Origin of the sequence: Polaribacter sp., assembly GCF_024639685.1 — a bacterium.
Lineage (GTDB): Bacteria > Bacteroidota > Bacteroidia > Flavobacteriales > Flavobacteriaceae > Polaribacter.
In genome coordinates, this window is sequence record NZ_JAHEHX010000003.1 from 268433 (window position 1) to 293401 (window position 24969).

21 protein-coding genes are annotated in these 24969 nt (G+C 32.7%); 17 read left to right on the forward strand and 4 right to left on the reverse strand.

Going from position 1 to position 24969, the window contains the following annotated elements; all coding sequences use genetic code 11:
- The first annotated feature begins 187 nt into the window (after positions 1 to 187).
- The gene (locus Q0L44_RS03430; RefSeq protein ID WP_296635307.1) at positions 188 to 661 is read left to right on the forward strand and encodes a hypothetical protein; all 474 of its coding nucleotides are present in this window, start codon (positions 188 to 190) and stop codon (positions 659 to 661) included.
- 84 nt (positions 662 to 745) lie between these two features.
- Here the strand turns inward: Q0L44_RS03430 and Q0L44_RS03435 are convergent, their stop codons facing one another.
- A complete protein-coding gene (locus tag Q0L44_RS03435) occupies positions 746 to 1672 on the reverse strand; it encodes a hypothetical protein (RefSeq protein WP_296635310.1) in 927 nt (308 codons plus the stop codon).
- A 239-nt stretch (positions 1673 to 1911) separates the two neighbouring features.
- On the opposite strand from Q0L44_RS03435, the gene Q0L44_RS03440 reads away from it, so the two are divergent.
- The 5 genes from Q0L44_RS03440 to Q0L44_RS03460 all read left to right on the forward strand — a co-directional run bounded on the left by Q0L44_RS03440 (position 1912) and on the right by Q0L44_RS03460 (position 11173).
- The gene (locus Q0L44_RS03440; RefSeq protein ID WP_296635313.1) at positions 1912 to 5379 is read left to right on the forward strand and encodes a glycosyl hydrolase; all 3468 of its coding nucleotides are present in this window, start codon (positions 1912 to 1914) and stop codon (positions 5377 to 5379) included.
- A gap of 137 nt (positions 5380 to 5516) precedes the next feature.
- Positions 5517 to 7451, forward strand: a complete 1935-nt coding sequence (locus Q0L44_RS03445; RefSeq protein WP_296635316.1) for an RICIN domain-containing protein — start codon at positions 5517 to 5519, stop codon at positions 7449 to 7451.
- 74 nt (positions 7452 to 7525) lie between these two features.
- Positions 7526 to 8653 carry a T9SS type A sorting domain-containing protein gene (locus tag Q0L44_RS03450; protein ID WP_296635318.1) on the forward strand — a complete coding sequence of 376 codons (1128 nt, stop codon included), beginning with the start codon at positions 7526 to 7528 and terminating at the stop codon, positions 8651 to 8653.
- 192 nt (positions 8654 to 8845) lie between these two features.
- Positions 8846 to 10762 (forward strand): hypothetical protein, encoded by a 1917-nt coding sequence (locus tag Q0L44_RS03455; protein ID WP_296635321.1) that lies wholly within the window; start codon positions 8846 to 8848, stop codon positions 10760 to 10762.
- Positions 10763 to 10984: 222 nt separating this feature from the next.
- On the forward strand, positions 10985 to 11173 hold the full coding sequence (locus Q0L44_RS03460; RefSeq protein WP_296635323.1) for a hypothetical protein: 189 nt from the start codon (positions 10985 to 10987) through the stop codon (positions 11171 to 11173).
- Between the two features lie 49 nt (positions 11174 to 11222).
- On the opposite strand, the gene Q0L44_RS03465 is transcribed toward Q0L44_RS03460, so the two are convergent.
- From Q0L44_RS03465 to Q0L44_RS03475, 3 genes are read right to left on the reverse strand one after another with little or no spacing between them, the layout of a single operon-like run.
- The gene (locus tag Q0L44_RS03465) at positions 11223 to 12416 is read right to left on the reverse strand and encodes a Gfo/Idh/MocA family oxidoreductase (RefSeq protein WP_296635326.1); all 1194 of its coding nucleotides are present in this window, start codon (positions 12414 to 12416) and stop codon (positions 11223 to 11225) included.
- A 3-nt stretch (positions 12417 to 12419) separates the two neighbouring features.
- The gene (locus tag Q0L44_RS03470) at positions 12420 to 13763 is read right to left on the reverse strand and encodes a Gfo/Idh/MocA family oxidoreductase (protein WP_296635328.1); all 1344 of its coding nucleotides are present in this window, start codon (positions 13761 to 13763) and stop codon (positions 12420 to 12422) included.
- Positions 13763 to 15139, reverse strand: coding sequence for a DUF1080 domain-containing protein (locus Q0L44_RS03475; RefSeq protein ID WP_296635331.1), 1377 nt, complete (start codon positions 15137 to 15139; stop codon positions 13763 to 13765). The genes Q0L44_RS03470 and Q0L44_RS03475 overlap by 1 nt, the downstream gene beginning before the upstream one ends.
- Positions 15140 to 15271: 132 nt before the next feature.
- Between Q0L44_RS03475 and Q0L44_RS03480 the strand changes: the two genes are divergently transcribed.
- The 11 genes from Q0L44_RS03480 to Q0L44_RS03530 all read left to right on the forward strand — a co-directional run bounded on the left by Q0L44_RS03480 (position 15272) and on the right by Q0L44_RS03530 (position 24966).
- Positions 15272 to 15517, forward strand: a complete 246-nt coding sequence (locus Q0L44_RS03480) for an L-rhamnose/proton symporter RhaT (RefSeq protein ID WP_296635465.1) — start codon at positions 15272 to 15274, stop codon at positions 15515 to 15517.
- Positions 15518 to 15594: 77 nt separating this feature from the next.
- Positions 15595 to 18429: a DUF1553 domain-containing protein gene (locus tag Q0L44_RS03485; RefSeq protein ID WP_296635334.1), complete on the forward strand. Its 2835-nt coding sequence runs from the start codon at positions 15595 to 15597 to the stop codon at positions 18427 to 18429.
- Positions 18430 to 18439: 10 nt separating this feature from the next.
- The gene (locus Q0L44_RS03490) at positions 18440 to 19903 is read left to right on the forward strand and encodes a DUF1501 domain-containing protein (protein ID WP_296635335.1); all 1464 of its coding nucleotides are present in this window, start codon (positions 18440 to 18442) and stop codon (positions 19901 to 19903) included.
- Positions 19904 to 19917: 14 nt separating this feature from the next.
- The gene (locus Q0L44_RS03495; RefSeq protein WP_296635338.1) at positions 19918 to 21021 is read left to right on the forward strand and encodes a 6-bladed beta-propeller; all 1104 of its coding nucleotides are present in this window, start codon (positions 19918 to 19920) and stop codon (positions 21019 to 21021) included.
- Between the two features lie 12 nt (positions 21022 to 21033).
- Complete coding sequence (locus tag Q0L44_RS03500; protein ID WP_366085050.1) at positions 21034 to 21303, forward strand: hypothetical protein; 270 nt, start codon at positions 21034 to 21036, stop codon at positions 21301 to 21303.
- Positions 21297 to 21455 (forward strand): hypothetical protein, encoded by a 159-nt coding sequence (locus Q0L44_RS03505; protein WP_296635341.1) that lies wholly within the window; start codon positions 21297 to 21299, stop codon positions 21453 to 21455. Before Q0L44_RS03500 ends, Q0L44_RS03505 begins: the two co-directional genes overlap by 7 nt.
- 9 nt (positions 21456 to 21464) lie before the next feature.
- Positions 21465 to 22694, forward strand: a complete 1230-nt coding sequence (locus Q0L44_RS03510) for a mandelate racemase/muconate lactonizing enzyme family protein (RefSeq protein ID WP_296635343.1) — start codon at positions 21465 to 21467, stop codon at positions 22692 to 22694.
- Between the two features lie 53 nt (positions 22695 to 22747).
- Positions 22748 to 24184, forward strand: coding sequence for a sulfatase (locus Q0L44_RS03515; RefSeq protein ID WP_296635345.1), 1437 nt, complete (start codon positions 22748 to 22750; stop codon positions 24182 to 24184).
- A gap of 8 nt (positions 24185 to 24192) precedes the next feature.
- Positions 24193 to 24360: a hypothetical protein gene (locus tag Q0L44_RS03520; RefSeq protein ID WP_296635348.1), complete on the forward strand. Its 168-nt coding sequence runs from the start codon at positions 24193 to 24195 to the stop codon at positions 24358 to 24360.
- Between the two features lie 75 nt (positions 24361 to 24435).
- Positions 24436 to 24612, forward strand: a complete 177-nt coding sequence (locus Q0L44_RS03525; RefSeq protein ID WP_296635351.1) for a hypothetical protein — start codon at positions 24436 to 24438, stop codon at positions 24610 to 24612.
- A gap of 21 nt (positions 24613 to 24633) precedes the next feature.
- Positions 24634 to 24966 carry a glycosyl hydrolase gene (locus Q0L44_RS03530; protein ID WP_296635354.1) on the forward strand — a complete coding sequence of 111 codons (333 nt, stop codon included), beginning with the start codon at positions 24634 to 24636 and terminating at the stop codon, positions 24964 to 24966.
- The last annotated feature ends 3 nt before the right edge of the window (positions 24967 to 24969 follow it).

Consider the following 24969-nt stretch of genomic DNA (forward strand, 5'->3'; position numbering starts at 1 on the left):
TCATATTTTAAATTAATATGAGGCTTTTTTGATCTGTTTCAGGACTGTAAAGGATAATTTTTTTTAAGTAGCATTAATTTTTCTTGAAAAGTCAATTAATAGTAAAACGATAAAATTTGGTAAGAAATTAACAATTTTATGGCTTATTTAGAGTTTTGATTAATAGCAACTCAAAAAATTAGAGTAAATGAAATCAGAATTAAAGAACAAAACAAACTTTAATCTCAAACTATTTTTATTAACTCTTGTAGCAATAGAAATAGTGGTTTGCTACTATGCATACTATATTCTAGGAGAGATCAAACAGTTTTTTTGTTTTTTAATATTGTCTTTAAATATATTGCCGTTTTTATTGTATTATTTTAAAATAAAAAAAATCGCTTTCATTTTAGGTTTAACAATTGGTTTACTCTTAATTCCCTACCAAAGTTTTTTATTTGTAAAATGGGTTCCTTTAAAAAAAGAATCAGCACAAATCATCAAATATATTTATGGTTATCAAAGGAATAATAGAGAATTTCCACAGAACATTTCTCATTACGAATTTAAAAATCCTAATTTGATTGGTTATTTTACATATAATACAAGTCTTAACGGTTTTGGTTTACAGTATTGTATTGGAACTAAAGGAACTACTCATTACTATTATCATAATGATTGAAAATGGGAATATTATCCAGATTAAAACCACCTTTTAGTATCAGTTTTAAATTAAAAAAATTAAATGTCTAAAAAACTATTTTAATTATTTATCAACCTTTTCGTGTTCTGTGTTAGCCCATCTTATTTGTGCTCTACCTCCTCGAACACGATATGCACCATATCTAATTTTTGATTGTGTTCCTCTATCAGGTTCAGGAATATTCCAATTAAAAGTTTCATTTCCAATTATTGCATTACAATAGTGTATTTTTTTTGAAGAATCGTTTGGGTCTTCTTTAAAACCTACCTCCATTACAAAAGAAGTAATCTCGTTTTTATTAACTCGTTTTAATAACACAACTTCTCTACCACTTCCTGATCCACCACGCACTAATATACGTTCTGCATAAATATCAAACGCAACCTGTTTGTCTGCGTTAATACCTGTACCGTAAACGGGATGTGCTCTATATAAACAAATAGCAGGATCTGCAGAACCACCACCACCAGTATGTTGACCCTTAGCTTGAGCGATATAACTTCCACTAGTGTCAAAAGAACCTGTATCTCCAACTTCTAATATTCTAAAGTCTCCAGTAAATTTAACATATGAACCTACGTTAGGGTTTGCTATAGGCAATGAGCGTTCCATTCGAGGTTGTAAGGTATTTGTTGCATCCTGGTTATTAGATCCAGCTGTTATATTGTATATACCCCATGTAATACCATCAATTGTACTTTCTTTATAATTGGCATAACAAGTTCTGTCGTCAATAGTCCCTACATTAACAGGGTTTGTTAAATCGTTTGATGTTCTAGTAGCATTTGCACCATCATCATTGCAAGTAGTATAATTGCCTGTATCTTCATCTGCAGCTATAACTGTAGGCTCTTGCTCAATAAATTCAAAGTCTTCAATAGATACACCTCCAAGGCTATCATTGTCATCACTTGTACAAGAAAAGAAGATACTAAAGACAATTAACAATTTAATTGTAATAGCTTGAACATTTGATTTTACTTTTATCATGTTTTTCAAAATTTGATCAAAAATATTAAATTACTATTATATAACTATCCTGATGAATGCTGATAAAAACTATTATATTGAGAAAATCTGCTTGTAAATCATTCTTCTATAAATTTATTTTTTGTACATAAACTAATCGGTTGTATTTCTTATAGAAAAATAAATGATTAATTTTAACCTGATATGGCAGGATACTTATTTCAAAATAAATTAATAATTTTAATATAAAATAGAGTAAAATGAAGAGTAATTTAGTCTTGTTTTTGTTAACATTATGCATTCTTTCTTGCCAGTTGAAAAAGGGAAATATCGAAGATAAAACCTATAGTACGGACTTAAAAGAGTTGTCCCAAAATTTTAAATCACCCTCAAAAGAATACCATCCAGAAACTTGGTTTCATTTAAACGGAAACAATATAAGTAAAGAAGGATTAAAGAAAGATTTACAAGCAATTAAAGAAGCTGGGTTACAAGGAATTCATTTGTTTAACAAAGCAGGTAGAGCTTTTCCAAACGTAAAACCCATTAAAATTTTATCCCCAGAATGGGAAGACATGATTCGTTTTGTAGCTGATGAATGCAAACGTTTAGGGTTGAAATTTACAATGCAAAATTGTCCTGGATGGTCTATGACTGGTGGACCATGGGTGCCAGCAGAAGAAGCGCAACGTGAATTGGTAGAAACAACGTATCATATTTCTGGAAACAAAAAATTCAATGAAATTTTAAAAATTGATTCTTTATACCATACTCCAGATTACAATTATAAAGATGTACAAGTAGTCGCTTTTCCAACTCCAGAAGGAGTGAATTCAAAGCCTTTTAATCCATCAAAAATAGAAACCAATAACAATTTAGTTCCTTGGAAAGCTATTTTTAATCCAAATTCTAAACTGATTGTAACAAGAAAAACAACCCATTTAGATCAACCTTTAAAAACCTACCGAAAACAAGGAGTTTTTAAAGATAACAATCAAAAAACTTGGGTTAAAACTACCTTTGATAAAAAAGTAACAATACGTTCCATTGTTTTACCACAATTACGTCATCTAATTTTGAACTTTCAATACCCAAAAATGGATATTGCTATCAAGGTTGAAGCATTATTAGATCAAGGATTTACAGAAATTACTACCTTAAATCTACCTGATGGAAATTGGAATGACAGACGAAAGCATTTAACTTTAGCTATTCCAGAAACAACGTCAAGAAAATTTAGATTCACTTTTTTAGGAAAACATTCTATTGCACCAGAATTTATAAGATTGAGTGCAAAACCTATATTACACAATCACGAAGCAAAAGCTGCAAAAGTTTTAAGACGATTAGAAAAAGACTTTGTATATGAGTATGCTGAAAACACAATTATTGATGCAAATAAAATTATAAATCTTACAGATAAATTAACTACTGATGGAAAATTGACTTGGGATGTTCCTCAGGGAAATTGGACGATTGTTCGTTTTGGACATATTAATATGAGATTAACCAATAAGCCTGCAGTTCCAGAAGCTACAGGTTGGGAATCTAGTAAATTAGATAAAATAGCCATAGAAAATCATTTAAAAAACGGAATGATTGGTGATTTGATAAAACCAGGAGGTCCAATTGGAGATGGAAAATTACAAGGTCTGCTAATTGATAGTTGGGAAAGTCACGTACCAACTTGGACAGTCAATTCTGAAGATTTATTCAAAGAATTTGAAACTCGAAGAGGGTATAGTATGAAAAAATACTTGCCAGCAACTATGGGTTTTATTGTGGATGATGCCAATACAACAACCAAGTTTTTAAGAGATGTGCGCCAAACTATGGACGATGTTTTTATTGATAATTTCTTTACACATTTTGCAACTATAGCTCACGAAATGGGTGCAGATGTGTATACAGAAGGTGCAGGAGGTGAAGTTCTGCCCATAGATCCAATGCGTTATTATGGAGTTAGTGATATTCCAATGACTGAATTTTGGTATCCAAAATCTCCATCAGCACAAAACGAATATGCTAAACCCATTTACAATGCTGCATCTGCAGTCCATTTATACAACAAACCAAAATTGGCTGCAGAGGCTTGTACTCAAGTTGGTGTAAAATGGAATGAACATCCGTTTTCTGTAAAATATCTTATCGATTATAATTTTGCAAAAGGTGTTAATCATTTGGTGTTTCATACGTTTTCTCATACCCCACAGACAGATGTTTTTCCTGGTTCGAGCTTTGGAGGAAATATCGGTTTTCCATTGGTAAGACAACAAACGTGGTGGAAATATATGCCAGAATGGATTGAGTATTTGTCTAGAAATCAATATGTGTTGCAACAAGGAGAATATGTGGCAGATGTGTTAAGATATTATGGAGATCATTTTGATAGACCACCATTTGATCTGGATTATTTTCCAAAAGGATATCGTTTCGATTATTTAAATGAAGAAATTTTACAAGAAAAGTTAAGTATTAAAGACGGAAAAATTCATGTTAAAAATGGAGGTGATTATAAAATTATTACACTAAGAGATTCAGAGAGTATGTTGTTATCAACCCTTAAAAAACTTAAAGAATTGGTATTGGAAGGTGCTGTGATTTTAGGCGATAAACCTAAAGATTCTCCAAGTTTAATGGATGATAAAAATGATTTAGAAGAATTAAAATCTATTGTTGAGGTGTTATGGGGAAATTCTAAAAACGGTGTTAAACAAGTTGGGAAAGGAAAAGTATATTGGGGAAAAACTTTAGAAGAGGTTTTAAAAGAAGAGAAAATTGATAAAGATGTAATTGTACCTGAAAATGTAAATATCAGTTGGATTCATAGAGAAATAGAAGATGCTCATATTTATTTTGTGGCTTCTAAAGATGAAAATCCTGTTGATGTTTCCTTAAGCTTTAGAATAAAGAATTTAACTCCACAAATTTGGGACGCAGTTAAAGGAAATCAACAATACGCAAAGATTTGGAAAGCCAAAGATGATAGAACAAATGTTGTACTTTCTTTACCTAAAAATGGAAGTAAAATTATCGTATTTTCTAAAAGTGATAAAAAACCAATCGCATCAAAAGTTACGCTGAATGATGAAACTATTTTAGATACTAAAACTGGATGGTATCAAATTCATAAAACAAAAAAATATCCAAAATTAACTTGGAATAAAAATGAATTTTCAGCTTCATTTTCTGGAGATTATATTTTTCACCGAGAAGGAAATGAAGATATAAAATCATCTTTTATCAAAGAAAAAACACTTCAAAATAATTGGAAATTGTCTTTCGATAAAGGTTGGGATAATCCAGAATCTATTCAAATTGATGAATTAAAATCACTCACAAAATTAAATAATGATGCTGTAAAACATTATTCAGGAACTATAACTTATACCAAATCAATTGATGTAAAAGAAATTGGAAACACTACCATTTTGGACTTGGGTGATGTTGCAAATATTGCAGAAGTATGGTGCAATGGTAAAAAAGTGGACGTAAAATGGGCTCCTCCTTTTGAGTTTGATATTAGTAAAGAAATCAAAAAAGGGAAAAATAAGTTAGAAATTAAAGTAACCAATACTTGGAGAAATCAGTTGATTTTTGATAATAGGAGACCAAAAGGAACTAAAAAAACTTGGACAACATCTCGTCCAAAAAACAACGAAACTGAGTTAGAAAAATCTGGATTAATTGGTCCTGTTATTCTAAAATCGAGTTTATTATTAAATTAGCTTTTAAAATAGTTTTTTTTCAGGATAGTTCAGGACACTTTCGCTTGAAACATAGAGTAATTTGTTTCTTATATCTAAAAACCATTATGATAAAAAATACTTTTAAATCAATATTATTAATTATTCTCCAATGCTCATTGAGCTTAGCAGCACAAGATGCTCCACCATCAGATGGTGTTTTTCGATTGAAAAATGTTGCTACAGGACAATATCTTACTGATGCAGGTACAAGTGCAACAGCAGTAACTATGACAGATTTAGATGAGGAAACACCAAGTACACATTTTAAATTTGTAAAAAGTGGATCTTATTATAATATAGATAGTCAGATTTTAGGAATTTTACGCGCGCCAGGTGTTGGAGGTCCTGGAGGAGCCTATGTAGTGGTTAGTACAACTAAAGCATCACCTGCAAGTGATACTGATAAAACTTGGACAATTTATCATAATGATACAAATGACACCTATAGATTTGAATCAAGAACAACAGGTAGATTTATGTATCATGAAGAAAATGGAACTGTAATCCATGCTGTAGTTGAAAATACAGATGATAGAAGTAATTGGAAACTTATTCCTTATGTACAAACACCAGTAGTGGTAGCAGCAGATGAAGATACAAGTACAGATCTAAATTGTCCATCTTCTGGTGAATTTCAGAATGATAGTACAAGAAATGTAGATATTGCAAATTCTGTTAATTTAGGTACTGCAGATGATAGAAGTTGTTACTCTGATTATTCAGAAAGTGAAGTTAACGGAAAAACTTGGGGTGTATACAATATAACTGCTGGATCTAACCATTGGGATGGAGAATCATTACAACCTAGAATTGAGCGTTCTCTGCCAAGATCTAGTGAAACTGGTATCGGTAGTTTCGCAAAATTTACAGGAACCTTTAGAATATTAGAAGTAGGAGATACAGGTTCTTTTAGTTCAAGTGGAAGTTATTTAGCACAGGCAAAAGGGAAACACTCTGGAGGAGGGGGTTCTAATGATCCTGCGATTCTTTTATATAGAGCTCATCCTGTTTATGGAGATGGTATTAATGCAGGTAAACAAGTCGCTTTTGATATTTATGCTGAACGTATTTTAGAACGTGGAGGAGAAGGTAGTGGTAGAGAAACTGTTTTCTTGAAACGAGTAAATAAAAATGAAGAGGTTGATTTTGTTATGGAAGTAGGTTTTAGACAAGATCCTAATGATTCTACAAAAAAAATACATTATTGTGATGCTGTAATTGGAGGTGACGTTTTTAATTATAATATTCCTTCACCAGAAAGAGGTACAGAGTCTGGTATTAGATATGGTGCTTACAGAGTAAGAGAAGGTAGAGCTCAGTTTAGATGGGCAAATACGACCTATCAAAAAGTAGAAGTTGAAGATAACAATACACCAGAGCCTTCTGATGATATTTTTAGATTGAGAAATGTGGCTACTGGACAATTTTTAACAGACGCAGGCGCAAGTGCTTCACCTGTTACGATGACAGATTCAGGAGAAGCACAAAATACACATTGGACTTTTGTAAAATCTGGTGATTATTATAATATCGATAGTGAAACCTTAGGAATACTTCGTGCATTAGGAACTGGTGCTGTGTATAGTACATCAAAATCTGCTCCAGCTTCAGATTCAGATAAAGTATGGACGATACATGAAACAGGAACAGAAAATATATTTCGATTTGAAGCTAGGAATAATAATAAATTTTTATACCATGAACAAGATGGAAGTGTTACTAATATTGTTGTTGATGAAAGTGACACAAGAAGTCATTGGGAAGCGATACCTACAAGTCAATCTTTAAGTGTTGATGATAATTTACTAAATACGGCATCTTTAAAAGTATATCCAAATCCCTCAACAAATGGTTTTACCATTGCCTTTCAAAATGTAAATAGTGCTCAAGTCCAAATTTATAATATACTTGGTAAAGTGGTGTATCGAAAAACAACTACAAATGGTATTATTGATGTTAAATCGAATCATAATTTCCCATCAGGAATGTATTTGGTGAAGGCTTTAACTGGGGATAATAAAGTATTTCATACAAAATTGATTATCAAATAAAATAATTAAATTTCTTTAATTTAACATAATTACTATATGTGTTTTGGAGAAATGAAAAAATCATAAAAATTATTATGAAAAAAAATACGTTAAAATTCCTTTTATGTTTCGCTTTTATATTCTATTCACTTTTTATAAAAGCACAAACAACAGCGCCTGATGAAGATACAGGTTCGTATACCACTTGTAATGCAGATGGCGCAAATGCCACAAGAACATCAAATGATTTACCAAACCCAGTAAATTTAGGTACTATTGATGATCGCAGTTGTTACGCTAATTACAAAGAAAGTAATGTTTATGGAAAAACATGGGGTATTTATAATATTACTCATAATTCTAATAATCAAGACTCAAACTCATTACAACCTAGAATAGAAAGGGCCTTAAGTGCTTCTCAGAAAACGGGTATTGGTAGTTTTGCTCGATTTTCTGGAATATTTAGAATTCTTGAAACAGGTAAGACTTCAAGTTCTGGATCGGATGGCAGTTACATAGCACAAGCTAAAGGAAAACATACTGGTGGTGGTGGCTCTGCAGATCCTGCGATTTGTTTGTATTTAGCAAAACCAGTATATGGTACAGGTGCTAATTCTGGAAAGCAAGTATCGTTTAATATCTATGCAGAACGCATAAAATATCGTGGAGGATCAGGAAGTGGTAGAGAAATTGTTTTTCTGAAAAATGTACTTAAAGATGAAGAAACTACTTTTGAGTTAGAGATTGGTTTTAAACAAGATCCAAACGATACCTCAAAAAAAATACACTATTGTAATGCAATAATTGGAGGCACAGTATTCGATTGGAATGTTCCTGAACCAGAAAGAGCAACGCAATCTAAGATAAGATATGGTGCTTACAGAGTAAAAGGTGGTAGAGCTCAAATTAGATGGGCAAATACAATGTATCAAAAAGCAGAGGTAGACAATCAGTCTTTAAGTATAGAAGATAATCAGTTATCTTTTTCTTCAATAAAAACATACCCAAATCCAACAAATGGTAATTTTACAATACAATTAAACCATATTGATACAGCATCAATAAGTATTTACGATGTTTTAGGTAAAAAGGTATTCCAAAAAACCAATGTGAAAGAAAGTTTAGAAGTAGTAAATCAAAATAGATTTAAAACCGGAATTTATTTGATTAAAGTGAGTAATCGAAATCAAAAAGTATATTATAATAAATTAATTATTAATTAATTAATACTTATCATTATAAGATTATAAAAACTCAGAAATTTTTTCTCAGTTTTTTTTGATGGTTATTTTAAGAAACTTTTGATTAAATAGAATATTAGATTTTGCCCTTAGCTTTCTTATGATTAAAACAGGATGAAACAGGATAGGTTATAAAGAGTTTGTTTCTATTTTACAAACTCAAAATTTTCCTTTATGAAAAGACGTAATTTTTTGCAACTTTCAGCATTAGCAGGTGTTGGTTTATCGCTACCAATGTCAGGCCTATTAAATGCTTGCACTAGTCATCCAGAACATTCTTTAGAATTTAAAAATTTAATTTCTGGTTTGTTAAAAGATTGGAGTGATGGGATGCTAAAAGTACAGATTAATAACCCGTCTAATTTAGATGTTCATGGTGCTTTAGGTTGCCCATCTTGTTCACATATTCATGGACGTTGTATGGATGCAGTTTATCCATTTTTATATATGGCAGATAAAACTGGTGATGAAAAATATGTGGAAGGTGCTAAATTAGTAATGACTTGGGCAGAAAATAATGTTTCTCAAGAAAGTGGTGCTTGGACTGTAATTAAAAATCCAAAATCTTGGAAAGGAATTACCGTTTTTGGAGCAATTGCTTTAGCAGAAGCATTACATTATCATGGTCATGTTTTAGATGAAGCAACTCGAAAAGCTTGGACAGTTCGTTTAGAAAAAGCAGGACAATATATTTACGATACTTTCACAATAGATTTTACGAATATTAATTATCCAGGAACAGCAGTATATGGATTGAATTTAATTGGGAATGTTCTAGGAAGAGAAGATTTTAAAGCGAAGAGTAAAAAATTAGCTTCTGAAGTAAAAGTATATTTTACAGAAAACGAAGGATTACTATTTGGAGAATGTAAAAAGAGCTCAAGTAAGTTAAGTGAAAAAGGCTTGCAAGGTTTAGATTTAGGATACAATGTAGAGGAAACCTTAAATAGTTTGGTAATGTATGCCATCAAGGAAAAGGATGATGAATTATTACAAATTTTAACCAAATCTCTGAACAGTCATTTAGAATTTATGTTACCTGATGGAGCTTGGGATAACAGTTGGGGTAACAGAATGTACAAATGGAGTTATTGGGGAAGTAGAACCTGCGATGGAAGTCAACCCGCATTTGGAATGATGGCGAACATCAATCCAGCATTTGGAACAGCAGCTGTAAAAAACACAGAATTATTACAAAGATGTACAGCAGATGGATTAATTCATGGAGGTCCTGGTTTTATTGAAGCTGGTATTCCACCTTGTGTGCATCACACTTTTACGCACGCAAAACCATTGGCAGCTTTATTGGATCATTGGGATCATTTACCAGAAATTAATGCAAATGCTAATTTACCAAGAACCACTGCAGATGGAGTAAAACACTTTAAAGATTTAGATGTGTATCTTTTTTCAAGGGGTGATTGGAGAGGAACAGTAAGTGCTTACGACGCAGAATATCATTATAAGTACGATTATCGTCAAGCTTCAGGTGGTGCTTTAGGAGTTTTGTATCATAATAAAGTTGGTCTTTTGTGTGCAGCAAGTATGGCAGAATATGCTCTAGTTGAAAAAAACAATCAACAAGTACAACCTGGAAAAGATATTTGTTTAACTCCAAGAGTTGAGGTCTATAAAGATGATGTTTGGTACACAAACTTATACGATTTACCAGCAACAGTTGCTTCTAAAGATGAAAATGGTACGATTGAGTTGGTTGCAGATGTTAAATTAAAAAATGTAAAAAGAGAAGAAGTTTCAGGAACTGCTTCTGCATTTGATATTGCATATAATTGTTCTGCTGACAAAACTGAAATTAAAGTAAGTACAAAACAAGATATTGAAGCACAAACTGCTTTTGTATTGCCAATTGTATCTCCTTCAATTGAAGTAGTTACTAACATTAGTGAAAACGAAATAACCATTCAAAAACCAGAAGGGTTAGTAATTATTAAAGCAAATTCACCAATAAAAACCAAAGCAATTTCAGGCAACAGAACCTTTAATATGGTTCCTGGAGTAGAAGCAATTCCTTTTGAAGTGTTTTTTGAAAAAAACATTAAAACTATAAGTATTTCGATTAGTATCTGTTAATACATTTGAACTTAAATTTCACTAAAATTGAATTCATTAGGCTTATAAAAAGCTATTTATTAATTAGTTGATTTTTGTTAATAAAAATTTTATGAAAAAAAATTTGGTTTTGAGGTTCACATAAATAGAGAAAAAATTTGTCGTGCAGGATTTGAAAAAGAAAACTCTGTAGTTTCATGCATTTTAAGCTCTGTAAGACGAGAAAATAGTAATACAGAAGAATTGGACATTTCTATTACAGGTTTAAATTCTGAAACTAAACAATACGTAACTTGTCATAAAGGAGATTTAAAGAAAGGATACAGAATTATCTTAGAAGTTATTTCAGATAGTTTTGATGCTCCATCTTCAGTTCGAGAACCAAAATCTGAGAAAGAAATAATTGCAAGAAAAATGAAACAATACCAATGATTGCAAGAAGAGTTAAAAGAATATCTATAAAAAATATTTCTAACTCACTTTAAAAAGTAAGATTATTATTCCACTTAACAATTTCATTATTATACATCGCATCTAAAGCCATTTGAACACAAACAGCTGTTTTAGCACCAGAATTAATGTTTGATAAAGGCGGTTTGTTATTTATAATTGCATTTTTAAAATCCAATAAAGCTTGTTTACTTGGGTCTAAGTGTTCTATATTAATATAATAACCTTTGTCCTTGTCCCATTGAGCAGTTGCGCCACTTACTCCATCAACTTCACCCATTACTTTATTTTTCTTCCCCTCAGGATAAAACCAAGCATCCTTATAATCAATTATTAGGGTTCCTTTATCTCCTAAAACTTTTATTTGATACCCATCTTTAGCATTACTAGTTAAACAAGAAAATTTTGCTTTTACGCCATTTTTGTATGAATACGTTAAGTGCACATTATCATAAGTTTCTCTGCCATCTTTCCAATAATCAATGCCTCCTACACCCATCACTTGTGTTGGCGTTTCTCCTAAAACCCAATTGACAAAATCAATTTGATGAGAACATAATTCCGCAGTTAATCCACCAGAAAACTCTCTGTACATTCTCCAATTGACAGCTTTTTCTAAACTTGGATTTGGCACTCTTCTTCGCCAATTTCCATGTCTGTTCCATTGGCATTCGAAAGCGGTAATATTCCCAACTTTTCCTTGACGAATTAAATCGACAACATATGTATACAATCTAGAGCTGTGGTATTGATGTCCTGTTTGAAAAACAGTATTTGATGCTTTTGTTTTATTTACTAATTGCTGAATACCTTCATATCCTTTTGCCAAAGTTTTTTCACAATACACGTGTTTGCCAGCATCTAATGCATCAATAGCAATTTTAGAATGTGTGTTAAAAGGAGTTGCAATAATTACAGCATCTATATCTTTATTGTCTAAAAGTGCTTTGTAATTCTGATATCCTTTTGTTTTAGTATTTGATTTTGCAATACCATTTTGCAATCGAAAAGGAATAACATCTGAAGCAGCAATAACATTAATATCTTCAATTTTATTAATGATTGATGTTAAACCTGTACCTCTTTGACCAGTTCCAATAACTCCAAGATTAATAATGTTATTTGGGCTAAAATTCAGTTTTGATATATTGCCAAATACAGAGTTCGCAGTTAACATTCCTGCTGATGCAATTCCTGCTTTTTTTAAAAAGTTACGTCTTTTCAAATTTTACAATTTAGGTTCCCAACCAGGTTCATAAGTTCTAGACCAAAGTTTCATAGCATCTCTGTCAAATATTTTACCGGAATTTTCATCAACATTAAAACCTTTGTTGATTCTGTATGAAATATTAGCATAATGTGTTAACATTTGAGATACTGCACCAACTTCTATAGATGATGTTAATTTTTCTTTTCCTCTAATTGCATCGAAAAAATTAGTGACATGTCTTGTGGTTAAATTACCTCCACCACCTAAAGCAAGTCCACCTTCTTTTCTTCTAGATTTATTCTCTTTAATTAATTTTCCTTTTAAGTCGTACAATTCATAACCACCTCTATCTACAAATACCAATCCTTTAGAACCATAAATGATAGTTCCTCTTCCTCGTCCGTATTTTTGGTATGCATTTCTACTATCTCCATCCCATTGAATGATTCTGTTATCTGCAAATTTAAAAGTAGCTTCCATTTGGTCATACATTTCCCATCCATCACTTTTAAATTGTCTTTTTCCTGCAATAACATCTACATATTCTGGATACTTTACATCTAATGCCCAACGTGCAATATCTAACTCGTGTGTTGCATTGTTTCCCATTTCTGCAGTACCAAAGTCCCATCCATACCAATGCCAATTGTAGTTCCAAGTATCATGCATATACTCTTTTCTTGGTGCTGGACCTTGAAACAGCTCCCAATTTAATCCTTTTGGTGGAGCAGCTTTTACTGGCACAGGAACTTTTCCCCTACGATTTGTATAAAATGCTACAGCTTTATAAACTTCTCCAATAATACCATTATGAATTTCTGCAATAATCTCTTGACTTTGTAAAGAAGATCTTTGCTGATTCCCCATTTGTACAATTTTGTTGTACTTTTTTTGAGCAGCAACTACCAACTCATTTTCATGAGGATTATGACTACAAGGTTTTTCTAAATATACATGTTTACCTGCTTGCATTGCCATAATTGCTCCTGGTGTATGCCAATGATCTGGAGTTGCCATAAAAATGGCATCTATATTTTTATCATTGATAATATTTCTGATATCTTCTTCAGATTTAATCTTATAATCTATCTTTTTGCCAACTTTTTCTTGTGCTTTTTCTAATTGACTTGGCATTACATCGCATAAATATTTTAAGCGAACATTATTTTCTTTAGCAGCGATGCCATCTATAAAACCACCATATCTTCTTCCTAACCCCTGAATAGCCAAGTTTATTCGATCATTGGCCCCAATAATATTATTGTAACTTTTTGCAGACATTGCATTAGTAGTTCCTACTAAACCAATTCCCGCAGCTGCTGTAGCTGTTTTTTTTATAAAATTTCTTCTAGATGTATTCATTATTTTTTCTTTTTTGTTTTAGGGACTCTAATCTTAATATTTCTAAACGATACTTTATCTCCATGATCTTGTAATAAAATCTGACCTTTTTCTAAAAGCCCAAAATTTGGCCATTTTGCATATTTACTTCCAGCAACCAGTTTTAAGAATTCTTCACTTCCACGATCATATTCTAAAACTTTAACATCATTCACCCAATGTTCTACATGATTGTTTATCGATTTGATATAAGCGTTGTTCCACTCTCCAATTGGTTTCAAAGGTTTTATTGGAGCTGCTTTCATTAAATCGTACAAAGAACAAACTGTTCTGCTTCCTTCATAAGAACCTCTTTTTGCATCTACATGTAATGCATCATCTAATATTTGATATTCTAAACCAATAGAAGAACCAGGTCCTTTATTAATTTCTGTATCTACATAGTATTTAATACCACTATTTGCACCAGCAGTTAATTTAAAATCTACTTGTAATTCAAAATTGCTATATTCTTTAGTGGTTACGATATCTCCACCTGCAGTTGATTCTGCACCACCAGTTTCAGCGACAATTAATTCTCCATTTTCAATAGACCAACCTTTATCAGGAAATTCAGTTAATTTAGCACCTCTCCAACCTTTAGTTGTTTTTCCATCCCAAAGCATTTTCCAACCAGACCTTTTCTCTTGAAATGTTAGCTTATTTTTTGTAATAATTGGTTTTAATGACGATTTTTGAGAGTATTTAGCAAGGTCAGTGGTTAAAATTTTTACATTTTTCCACATCGTTTGTTTTCCTAATTTATCTTTATTTTTTCCAATACTATGAACTTGAAGTCCAATAAAACCAGCAGCAGTTTTATCATCTATTAAATGAGCTGCAGGCACTCCATTTACCCAGGTTTTAATCGTGTCTGCAATCGCTTCTATTCTATAGTGATTCCATTCATTTTGTTTGAAAGCTTTTTGAGCTGCAACATTTTCTTTTAAAGGATTCAACCAAAGTCTTCTTTTTTCGTCATAAATACCTCCACTCCAAGCACGTTTTGAAGGATCTATCTCAACCTGATACCCATGTACCATTCCATCTCTATAATATGGCAGTGAATTACTACGAATTTGAATTCCAGAATTCATCACAGAATCTACTTTAAAATCAATTTCTAAAATGAAATCCATATATGATTTATCTGAACATAAAAAAGTATTTGGAGTATTTGGTTCTGTTGTGCCAATAATAGTACCATTTTCATTTTTATATGAGGCATTTCCTCCTTTAATATTCCAACCTTCAAGCGAATCGTTTGTAAAAAGATTTTCCCAAGGAGTTTCATTTTGATTGCATCCAGAAAAGCAAAATGCAATTAAAACCATAAATAATAAATTATAAAATTTCATAAAGTTAAGTTGAGTGTTTTTTAATAATTGAATCTTTACTTTCAAATTTATTTAATTGATCTCAATTTGACAACCTGCTGTGTCCTGCAGGAAAATGTTTGAGACTAAATATATTTCATTAAATATAAACTTATTTATTTTGCAGGAACCATCTGGTTTTTAAAATTCTTCTTTTATGGTATGGGAGAAAGTAAATTAGGCAATGGCGCAAGTTCATGGATTTTACACATGTCTACCATTATTTTAACAGCAAACTTTTGGGGTGTATACCGTAAGGAATGGCATGGTGTTGCTAAAAAAACTAAATGGACAATAACATCAGGAATTATAGTGATTATATCATCTGTTGTTTTGGTAGGAATAGGAAATTCTATATAGAAGTTAAACCTGATACTACAGGATAATAAAAAGCAAAATAAAAAATAATTTTAAAAATAATTTTATTTAAATAATTTATGGATACTTCAAATTGGGTACTACAATTTTTAGGACGCTTACATCCACTATTGGTACACTTTCCAATAGGTCTTTTGGTAGTTGCATTATTATTAGAGATATTAACTATAGGAGGTAAACGAAAAGGACTTAGAGAAGGTGTTAATTGGATGATTTATATAGGTACAGGATTTGCAGTATTTTCAGCACTCTTTGGTTGGTTCTTAAAAACTCAAGAAGCGTATACTGGCGATTTAGTAGATAATCATCAATACATAGGTATAGCAACAGCAGTATTAGCAATAGTTACAGCCATAATTTTAAAAAATAGTCTAAAAAAAACCATTGTAAATTTAAAAGCATATCGGTTTATGCTCTTTGCAACAGTAGTTTTACTTACCATAGCAGGACATTTAGGTGCCAACCTAACTCATGGCGAAGATTATTTAACATCCGTTTTTCCGGGTAGTAAAGAGGGATATAGCAATAAAGAATCGGGAGCATTACTATCTGAACTTAAAGGAGCAGATTCTTTATCAGAATTACAAAAAGATAAATTAAACTTAGAAGTAAGGGGTCTTTTTGCTCATAAATGTTACCAATGTCATAGTGAAAACAAGCAAAAAGGCGAGTTAGTGCTTGAAACTAAACGAGGTGTTTTTAAAGGAGGCAAAAGTGGACTGGCAGTTGTACCAGGTAAGCCAGAAGAAAGTGAAATTTACAAGCGTATTATACTTCCGGCTAATGATAAAAAGGTAATGCCTACAAAAGGTAAACTATTAACTACAGATGAGATAGCGCTTGTAAAACTATGGATTAAAGAAGGCGCACATTGGTCTGATAAAGCGGTGAAAGTTTTTCCAGAAGCAGCATTAGCCCTAGTGAAGCCAGAATTGCCAAAGGTTGAAGACATTACACATCCTATAGATAAATTAATAGCTATTTATTTTGATAAAAATAACCTGGATTGGCAAGAAGTTATTAACGATAGAGCTTTTATAAGACGTGCCTACATGGATGCTGTTGGGTTATTACCAGAACCAAGCGTAGTTAAAAATTTTATAAATGATAATAATCCAAACAAAAGAGAAGCGTTAGTTGATGATTTACTATATGATAATCAAAATTACACGCAACATTGGTTGAGTTTTTGGAATGATTTGCTACGAAATGATTACTACAGCGTAGGTGGAAAAAAACAGATTACACATTGGCTGTATAATTCGCTAATGAAAAATAAATCTTATGACCAAATAGTAACTGAATTGGTAAATCCCGTAAGAGGTTCAGAAGGTTTTATAAAGGGTGTGAAATGGCGGGGTGTTGTTAATGCTAGTCAAAGAACCGAGATGCAAGCAGCTCAAAACATTGGGCAATCTTTAATGGGTGTTAATGTAAAATGTGCGTCGTGCCATAACAGTTTTATTAGTAATTTAACATTAGATCAAGCTTATGGATTTGCAACTATATTTTCTGATTCCATATTGGAATTGAATCGCTGTGATAAGCCCATAGGTAAAATGGCGAAACCTAATTTTTTATATCCAGAATTAGGGAGTGTTGAGGGAGAAACCGTTAAGGATAGATTGTTAAAGCTATCGGAAGTGATGGTGCAGAGAGATAATGGGAGACTCTACCGAACCATTGCGAATAGGTTTTGGGATCGATTAATGGGGCGTGGTATTGTCGAACCTTTAGATGAAATGGATAATGCGCCATGGAACGCATTGGTATTAGATTGGTTATCAGCAGATTTTATAGATTCTGGTTCAAATTTAAAGCATTTAATTAAGAGCATCATGACATCTAAAGTTTATCAATTGCCTATGGTCAATTATAAAAAAGAGGAAGACTTAAAAGCAAAGTATGTCTTTAAAGGTCCTGTAACGCGTCGATTAAGTGCTGAACAATTTTCGGATGCTGTAAGTCAAATTATTGCGCCTTTATACCCGCAAGTGGCATTTAATCCTAACGGAGATGATATTAAAGCTATACGTATATGGCACCTAGAAGAAGAGTTGGGAAGAGTAGTGCTACCTGAACCTGGTAAAAGGTATTTTAGAAAATCGTTTAATGTTTCAAAAGAAACTATTAAAAAAGGAGAGGTTTTAATTTCGGTTGATAATTCTTTTGTACTTTATCTTAATGGAAAAAAGATATTACAAAATAAAAATTGGAAAGTCGTAGATAAAATAGATGTAACAAGGTATCTAAAATCAGGTAAAAATACTATAGCAATCATAGGCGAAAATAATGGTGCCATTGCAAACCCTGCTGGTATACTATTTGCTTTAAAGTTAAACTATGAAAATGGAAAAAGTATACTTTTAAAATCCGATAAATCTTGGGTGAGTTCTCGTGATTTACCTGAAGGCGATTGGGTTGCGGTTGCGTATGATGATAGTTCATGGAAAAAAGTTAGAAATTATAGTACCGGAAATTTTAAGAATTGGGGGCAACTACTTGATTTTACGTTTAAACCACACAACGAAAAATTTGCACGTGCTAGTTTGGTAAAACAACATCCGTTTATGAAAGCTTTAGGAAGGCCTAGTAGAGAAATTGTAACTACATCAAGAGAAGATCAAGCGACCTTATTGCAAGCTTTAGAACTTACAAACGGTGAATTTTTTAATTCAATTTTAGAAGAAGGTGCGCAATCGTGGTTAATAAAATATGGAGAGGATAGTAGTGCTATTGTAGATGATTTATATGAACAGGCATTGAATAGACAACCTTCAAATGAAGAAAAAACAATGATGCTGAATGTTTTAGGAAAGAACCCAAAACAAGAACAATTGCAGGATGTGTTTTGGGCGGTTTTAATGTCGCCAGAATTTCAGTTTATTAACTAAAAATAAAAAAATGGATACAAATAAGTCACGTAGAGATTTTTTGAAAAAAATGAGTGCTGCTAGTTTATCAGCAGCTGCAACTACAATTCCAGGATTTAGTTTTTTAAGTTCTTGTTCGCCTGAGGTTCAAAAAATGGCATCTACAGCAGATACTGTTATTTTACTCTGGATGGCAGGAGGCATGGCACATACCGAGACATTTGACCCTAAAGCTTATGTACCTTTTGAAAAAGGCGTAGAAAGCAAGAGAGTGTTAAGTACTTTTCCTAAGAAATCCACTATAGTTGATGATTTGTATTTTTCTGAAGGATTAGAGGGTATAGGGAGTGTAATGGATAAAGGAGCTATAATTCGTTCCTATAAATCTGCAGATTTAGGACATATTTTGCATACACGTCATCAATATCATTGGCACACTTGTTATGAGCCACCACAGTCTGTACAAGCTCCGCACATAGGGGCGTGGATAGCCAAGGAGTTAGGACCTGCGAATCCTGTTATTCCTCCTTTTATTGCTATGGGGCAACGTTTTACAATGGGGGAGTCTGAAGAGCTCAAAGCATTTCACTCTGCAGGGTTTTTAGGTACAGAATATGGGCCTTTTTTAATTCCAGACCCTTCAAGTGGTTTAGAAAGTGTGCGCCCACCAAAGGGCATGTCGCTTAAACGTTTTGAAGCACGTTATAAATTATATAAAGAACTAGCAAATAAGAGCGAGGTGATGGAGCAGGGTAGCGATTACCAGCGAGAGTCATTAATGCGTTCTATGGAGCAGTCGTATCGTTTATTAAATTCGCCCGAAGCTAAAGTTTTTGATTTATCAGAAGAACCAAAAGAAGTTTATGATACATACAATACAGGACGCTTTGGGTTAGGTTGTTTGTTGGCAAAACGATTAGCGATGAATGGAGGTCGATTTATTAGTGTGTCTACAGAATACGAACCGTTTTTGGGGTGGGATACGCACGAAAATGGACACACAAGACTTAAAAAAATGAAAGCGCTTATTGATAGACCTATAGCTCAACTTGTTAAGGATTTAGATGAAACAGGTCATTTAGATAGAACACTTATTATTTTGGCAAGTGAGTTTAGTCGAGATGCTATTATGGAGGGTAGACCTGGAGAACTTGTTAAAAATCAAGTAAATCAACCCGATATTATAAGAAAAGAAAAACACTATGGAATGCATCGTCATTTCACAGACGGCAGTTCTATTTTAATGTGGGGAGGCGGTGTAAAAAAAGGATTAGTTTATGGTAAAACTGCCGATGAAAGACCTTGTTCATCAATAGAGAATCCAGTAGTAATAGATGAAGTACATCAATCTGTTTATCATGCTTTAGGGATTCATCCAGAAACCCATTATGAAATAGAAGGTAGACCATTTTATACAACGCCAGATGGTAAAGGAAAGCCCATATTAGATTTATTTGGGAATTCTATGAAATCATCAAAAGAAAACATCGCTTAAAATTTAATTCCGTTATGACAAAGTCTAATATGAATCGTAGAACGTTTATAAATACAACAGCAAAAGCAAGTTTAGGTTTGGCAGTTGTGCCTCATTTTAACATATTAAAATCTAAACCAGAGATGTATGACGATATTATTGGTCATGGCGATTTTAAATATAAAGTGCATAAATCTTGGGGCGATTTAGATAGGGCTGTTACCCCTGTAAAGAATTGTCATGAAATGGTAATGGATTCTCAAGGAAGACTTATAATGGTGGGTGACGAAACACGTAATAATGTTTTAATCTACGATAAATCTGGTAAATTGTTAGATGCTTGGGGGGTACGTTACAAAGGAGGTCATGGATTGTCTTTGTGGAATGACGGCTCTGATGATTTTTTGTTTATTGCAGATACTAAAGGAGGAGAGATTATTAAAACCACAACTGATGGTAAAGAATTAATGATTATAGGGCATCCATCTTTATATGGAGCTTACGGCAAAAAGGATAAATTTAAACCTACCGAAAGTGCCATTGGACCTAATGGAGATATTTACATAGCCGATGGTTATGGGTCGCAGTACGTACTTCAATTTACAAAAGACGGAGAGTTTATTAGAAAAATTGGAGAAGGAAATGGCACAGGGCAAAACCAATTTCAAACAGCACATGGTGTTTGTATAGATTACAGAGGAAAAGGAGAGCCTACGCTACTTATAACCTCTAGAGCTAGTAATTGTTTTAAGCGTTTTACATTAGATGGCGTGTATATAGAGCAAATAGATTTGCCCGGAGCCTTTGTTTGTCGTCCTGTTATTCATAATGATCATTTATATTCGGGTGTATGTTGGTCTTCAGAAATTGACTATGATGCTTCAAGACGTATGGAAACTCACCCTACAAAAACAAGCCCAGGTTCTGGTTTCGTTACTATTTTGGATGACAGAGGTAAAGTAGTTTCCAACCCTGGTGGTACAAAACCAAAATACAAAAAGGGAAAGCTACAACGTATGGTTCAAGAAAAACCGATTTTTCGCCATTGTCACGATGTGTGTGTTGATAATGATGAAAATTTATACGTGTGCCAATGGAACGCAAATAAAGCGTATCCTATTAAACTTGAAAGAGTATAAGAAGCTTATAAAATTCCTTTAATCGTAAATTATCCAAAGATGATACAACCAAAAACAGATGATATTTTATTGAGTGTACCCGATTATATGCCAACCTTATTAGGTGTAATGGGAATGGAAAATAAAATACCTAAGGTAGTAGAAGGAAAAAATTACGCAGATTTATTTTTTGATAAACCTGTTAACCGCCCAAAAAAGCAATTGTATTTTGGGGTACAAAAACCGATTCTAAATCGGATACCAGAGGGTTTAGAACGAAAAACTACACATCTGCCGTGGTAAAAGATAAGGAAGGAGAAAAATTCCATTACCTCTATCATGATGCAAAAGACCCTTACCAAATGAAAAATATTTGGGGAGAAGATCCTAGTTTAGATACTAAAATGGAAACAGAATTAGTTAATTTATTAACGTCAATGAACGATCCTTGGTAAAATAAAACTATGAAAACAAACAGACGCCATTTTATAAAAAGCATGTCTGTATTGGGTGTTGTAGGGGCTACATATCCATTATTATCTTCATGCGTGGGTAAAAACGGAACAGAATATTTAAATGAAAAGATTACAAAAATCGAATTATTTCGATACGACATTAACATCCCTCGTTATTTCTCTTGGGGAACTTGGCATAATCGTCAGCATTTATTTATAAAAATATCTGCTGGAGATTTTTATGGTTGGACAGAAACTCCTGCATCAAAAAATAATCCAGATTTTAAACCTACAGATTGGGTAAAATATTTAGAACAATTTAAAGGATTGAAATTAGGGGAAGCTCAAAATTTATTAGCATCAGAACAAGTTTTAGGATCAAAAAGGTCTTTAAAAATGTTAGAATCTTTAGATATGGGACTTTTGGACTTATCAGGAAGGCTTCAAAATAAATCTGCATTAGAATTATTGGGTTTAACAGGTCGTAATTCAGTTCCAGGTTTATACTGTATTTTAGATAAAGATGAGCAAAAAGTTAGAGCAGAAGCAGAAAAAAGTATCGAACAGAACTTAAATCATCATCTAAAATTTAAAATGTATGGTGATGAGAAAGTTGATATGAAGTTACTAAAAACCATAAGAGCCATTTTAGGAGATGAAGCTATAGTAATTTCTGATGTGAATAAAGGCTATAAAAAATGGCAATCTTTAGATGAATTAAAATTAATATTGAACAGATTTAAAGACAATGGACTAAATGCGATTGAAGACCCAGCAAATCTAAAAACAAAGCAATGGATAGAATTGCAAAAGATGGTGGGTAATTTATCTTTAATTCCAGATACTCCAATGCGTCCTGCTTGGAAAGGTATCAAAAAAATGCAACCAGGAATGGGGCATATTTACAATTTGCATCCTTCAACAATGGGAAGTTTAACCCACACAGCGCAATTAGCAAATAAAGTAAAAGAAATTGGTGCAAAAGTAATGATAGGCGATGATAGTTTGGTTGGTCCTGCTTGTTCTGCTTGGCAACAAATAGCCATTGGTGTTGATGCCACTTGGGTAGAGGCGATTGAGAAAAAAGAAGATTCTAAATTGTATTTAGAGTGTTTGCAAAGTGTTGCAACCAAAAAGGAAAATAATGGGTATTATTCTTTTAAACCAAAGCCAGGTTTTGGTGTGGAATTAGATACAAATCGCTTGAAAAAAATAAGTGAACTGTATATTGAAATTTAGAAAAAACAATAGAAAATGATGACAATAAAATGTTTTAAAAAAATGATATAATAATGAGAGTTAAACAAAAAATCTCTTTTTTTTACATACTATTATCTCTTTTTGTAATTACGAATTGTCAAAGGGCACAAGTTTCTAAAAAGCCTAATGTGCTACTTATTTGTGTGGATGATCTTCGTCCAGAATTGAAGAGTTTTGGAGCAGATTATATTAGCTCACCAAACATTGACGCTTTTTCTGAAAAGAGTATTAGGTTTCAGAAACATTTTGTGAACTCACCAAGTTGTGGTCCATCTCGATATACTTTATTAACAGGGCAATATGGGCCAGCAGGAAACAATGCACTTTTTAGTAGAGCAAATAAAATAAACCAAGGCACTCAAAAAATAGATAAAAGTATTCCTGAGTGGTTTAAAATATATGGTTATAAAACAGTTTCGGTTGGAAAAGTATCTCATCATCCAGGAGGTAGAGGAGGAAAAAATTGGAATGATAGCACAAAAGTAGAGATGCCCAATGCTTGGGATAAACATTTGATGCCAGTTGCAGAATGGGAACACCCAAGAGGAATGATGCATGGATTAGCTAATGGTGAGATCCGAGTAAAATCAAGTGGTATGGACGTTTTTCAAACCATAGAAGGCGACGACAACATTTATCCAGATGGAGCAATTACAGATGAAACTGTGAAACAAATAGGAGAACTTTCCAGTAATAAAGAAAATCCATTTTTTCTTGCTGTTGGAATTATTAAACCACACTTGCCTTTTGGTGCACCAAAAATGTATTATGATAGGTATGATGGTGTTGAACTTCCCAAAATAAAACATCCTCAAAAACCAAAAGGAAAAACCACATGGCATGGATCTGGTGAATTTATGAAATACAATCGTTGGGGTAAAAACCCTAATACAGATGCTGATTTTGCGAATGATGTACGCCGACATTATGCTGCAAGTGTGAGTTATGCAGATGCACAAGTTGGTAAAATTCTTGCAGCATTAAAAAAAACAGGAGCAGATAAAAACACGATTGTTGTACTTTGGGGAGACCATGGTTGGCACTTAGGGGAACATGCGATTTGGGGAAAACATAGTTTGTTTGAGGAATCTTTGCATTCACCTTTAATAATTCATTACCCAGGAATGAAACATAAAGGCACGAATACGAATGCTATTGTAGAAACAGTCGATATTTTTCCGACTTTATGTGATTTAGCAGAAATTGAAACTCCTGAGTATGCTCATGGGACGTCTCTAAAAGAATTATTAGTAGATCCGAATGCTACTGGTCACTATGCTATATCTTACAACAATAAAGCTTCAACCATCAGAACTTCAACGCATAGAATGACACTGCATAAAGATGGATTTGTTGAATTATATGATCACTCAACAACAGAAAAGGAAACTAAGAATATAGCTGAAGTACACCCAGAATTAGTTAAAGAGCTAAAAGCGAAGTTAAGTACTAGGTTAAAATTAAAATAAATAAAATAATGATAAAAGCAGGATTGTTTGGTATTGGTTTAGATACCTATTGGCCACAGTTTGAAGGCTTATTAGAACGTTTAGAAGGTTATCAACAACAAATTGCGAACAAAATGGAAAGTTTTGGTGCTGAAGTTGTAACTGTTGGCTTGGTAGGGATTGGGAATTCTATTTAAGTGGATATTGTTTGTTATTTTTAGCAGAATAACGTTAACTTTTAAAACTATTATACATATAAACGACTCAAAATAATGGTAAGAACGTATTTTTTATTTCCAGTTGTATTTCTAATTTTCCTCATTTCTTCCTGTGAAAAAGATGCTTCAAAAAAAACGAATGAGGATTTATTTCAAAAATTCCAAGATCCACCAGCAGAAGCAAGACCTTTTGTTCGTTGGTGGTGGAATGGAAATAAAATAAAAAAATAAGAATTAGACAGGCAATTAGAATTGCTAAAAAGTGTTGGTTTTGGTGGTGTAGAAATTAACCCTATTGCAATGCCACTTGCTTTTAATAAAAGCGAGAAATCTTTAGTCTGGATGAGTGATGAATGGGTAGATATGGTTGTTCACGCTGCTAAAAAAGCCAAAGATTTAGGGATGATAACTGATATCATTGCTGGTACAGGTTGGCCATTTGGTGGCGAGTTTTTAAAAGACGAAGAAACCAGTCAGCGAATGGTAACAGATAAAATAGCCTATAGTTACAATGATGTTATTAAAGTTGATGAAGATTATTTAATCAATTTATACAAAAGAAATATCGAAAAAGTAGAGCACTAAGAC